This is a genomic window from Streptomyces sp. NPDC058665, assembly GCF_042714995.1.
In the GTDB taxonomy this organism is placed as follows: Bacteria; Actinomycetota; Actinomycetes; order Streptomycetales; family Streptomycetaceae; genus Streptomyces.
Genome location: NZ_JBHXRX010000139.1, coordinates 1 through 2,685 on the forward strand (window position 1 = coordinate 1; position 2,685 = coordinate 2,685).

General features: G+C 65.3%; 1 protein-coding gene and 1 pseudogene. One reads left to right on the forward strand and one right to left on the reverse strand.

The genetic code is table 11. The features are described from left to right. The first annotated feature begins 533 nt into the window (after positions 1-533). Positions 534-1,297: pseudogene (locus tag ACFWV8_RS38250) on the forward strand (transposase family protein). 108 nt (positions 1,298-1,405) lie between these two features. On the opposite strand, the gene ACFWV8_RS38255 reads toward ACFWV8_RS38250, so the two are convergent. Then, positions 1,406-2,254, reverse strand: a complete 849-nt coding sequence (locus ACFWV8_RS38255) for an NAD(P)-dependent oxidoreductase (RefSeq protein ID WP_384215090.1) — start codon at positions 2,252-2,254, stop codon at positions 1,406-1,408. Positions 2,255-2,685: the final 431 nt, after the last annotated feature.

Sequence of the window (2,685 nt, forward strand, 5' to 3'; positions counted from 1 at the left end):
GACGTCGCCGAGGAACTGCTTCCCATCGCTCGCCCGATGATCGAAGCTGCGCAGGGCACCGGAATCCTGGCGCCACCGGTCGAGATACCAGACACAGCATCCGCATCGGACCGACTTGTCGCGCTCTGCGGACGCAGCCCCCGCTGAGGCAGCGTTCACGAATTCAGAACGGCGAGAGCCTATCGGGGCACCGCGAGGGTGCCGGTCTCCGATGTCGAGCCAGGACGTCCCAGTCCACCAGTTCATCTGACAGCGCCGTCACCGGCGCACGTTGACACGTTCCGAATCGGGCCAACCGGCGGTCGACACGTGCCCGTTCAAGTTCCGAGCACGTGCTGAGTCGGGTCGGAGGCCACCGGGAGGTCACCAGGCTGTACACCGAGCTCTTCTCCCGGGCCTCGACAAACTCGGCTCCGACTTGACTGAGCCTTCTCCAACCTGCCGATGTGGTCCAGCAGTTGGCGTGACAGACGAGTGAAGCCCCTGGTAGACGGGTTCACGACCAAGATCACCCGTTCCGCCAGAGGCTCCACATGCTTGTCCACCCGTCCGGACTGGACCTGTCCAGCTCGCACCTTCGGTTCCTCACTGCCCGCATCCGCGAACGCCGTCGTGCGATCGGCAGTCGGTGGCGTCGGCTGAGCGCGGGCCGGCAAGCCCTGCTCGCCCACGCCCACCTGCGCAACGGGCACCCTTACGCCCAGCTCGCCGCGGGGTTCGGCATCGGCACGACCACGGCTTACCGCTACATCACCGAAGCCGTCGACCTCCTTGCAGCCCTGGCACCCACGCTCAGACAAGCCGTCCGCGAAGCGTCAAGGAAAGCGTTCGTCCTGCTCGACGGCACCCTGCTGCCGATCGACCGGATCGCCACCGACCGGCCGTTTTACTCAGGCAAGCACAAGAGGCACGGCATGAACGTCCAGATCCTCGCCGATCCGGCCGGCCGCCTGCTGTGGGCTTCACCCGCCCTGGCCGGTGCCATCCACGACATCCGCGCCGCCCGTGAACACGGCATCCTCGATGCCCTCGCTTCCGCAGGTATCCCGTGCTGGGCGGACAAGGGCTACCAGGCCGCCGGACCGGCCGTCCGCGTGCCGTTCCGGGGTCGATGGGAGAACCTGTCCCAAGGCCAGCAGGCCGCGAACCGCTCGCAGGCCAAGATCCGGGCCCTGGTCGAACCCGCCGTCGCCACCTCAAGAACTGGCGGCTCCTGCGCAAGCTCCGGTGCAGCACCACCCGCATCACCAGCCGCGTCCAGGCCGTCCTCACCCTCCACCTCACCTGCTCAAACTGAGGTTGGAAAAGGCTCCATGATGGTGACCGCTGTTCTCATGTTGCCGCCGACCGAGTCGACGGCCGACGGGTGCAGGGGCCAGCCATTTTCGGGGAAACCGCCATACTTTTACCGGCTTCGGAATTCCGGAAGGGCCGTAGTGTGCGTCGTCAGGTCGAAGAAGACCGGCGGAGGGGAGGCCGATTCCACCGCGGCCCAGAGCCGACGGCGTCCGGCTGCTGACATCTTGAGGTTATCGCCGTCGTCGGCCGAGAGCAGCACGTCGAAGTCGAGAGCCGAGTCGCGGATGGCGCGCGGATTGTCGCGGTCGAGGGCGCGCTTCACCACGGCGGCCATCGGACCGCGAGCGAGTAGGTCGAGCGAGGTGTCGTACGAACAGTCGAGGGCATCGGCCAAGTCGAGGGCTTCTCGCAAACCGGCCTCGGCCGCCATGATTACAACGTTGGTAATGAGTTTGTAGGCCACGCCCGATCCGAGCGGCCCTACGCGGACAACGTCCCCGAATGGCGCGAGGACTGGTTCGGTCAGTGCCATCGCGGCATCGGAGCCCGCGAGCAACACGGTCAACTTGGCGTCCGACGCGTAACGCACGCCGCCGATGAGCGGGGCGTCAACGAGGTGAGTTTCCGGGGGCATCCGCGATGCGATCGCGTTCAGCATATTCGGAGTCGTCGTCGACAGGACCACCAGGGCGGATCCGGGACGAACTCCAGCGAGGACACCGTCCTGTCCCCAATGTGCCGCCGGTATGTCGTCGGACATGACGCTGCTGATGACCACATCGGTATCGCGTGCGACCGCAGCCGGGCTGTCAGCCGCGACAGCCCCCAGGGCGGTCATCGCACGAATGCGGTCTTGCGCAATGTCGAAGACAACGACGTGATGGTCGGAGTTCAGCAGATGGGGCACCATACGGGAGCCCATGTCCCCGAGACCTACGAAACCTACTCTGGCCATGAAAATCTCCTGGCTTTGGGTGGGTGTCGTTCCTACTCTTTTTTAGCGTACGTCGATGAGGCCCTTCCCGCTTCCGGGAGGAATGCGGACGGTCTGGCACCCCGGCGAAAAGACGGCCCGTCGCGCCGTGCCACAACCGGTCCATGTCATTGATGCTGTTCGGCGCCCGCGACCATGCGACCCACCAGCGATGACCTGGCGGGTGATCCAGCGGCGACATCGCGAGGACCTGGTCGACTCTTCCCCCGGGTCGCCGCTGCGCTGGATAGCCGACAGCGCCAATCCCGAGGACCTGACCGGTACCCAGCCGCCCAGGTCTGTAATTGCGGGAAAACTTAAGTAGCCGTATCTCAACCGAACATGATCGCTTGATTTTTGCTGGTCAGGCATGGTGCAGCTCGGGATGAGGGAGGCATTCGGCGTCTTGTTTC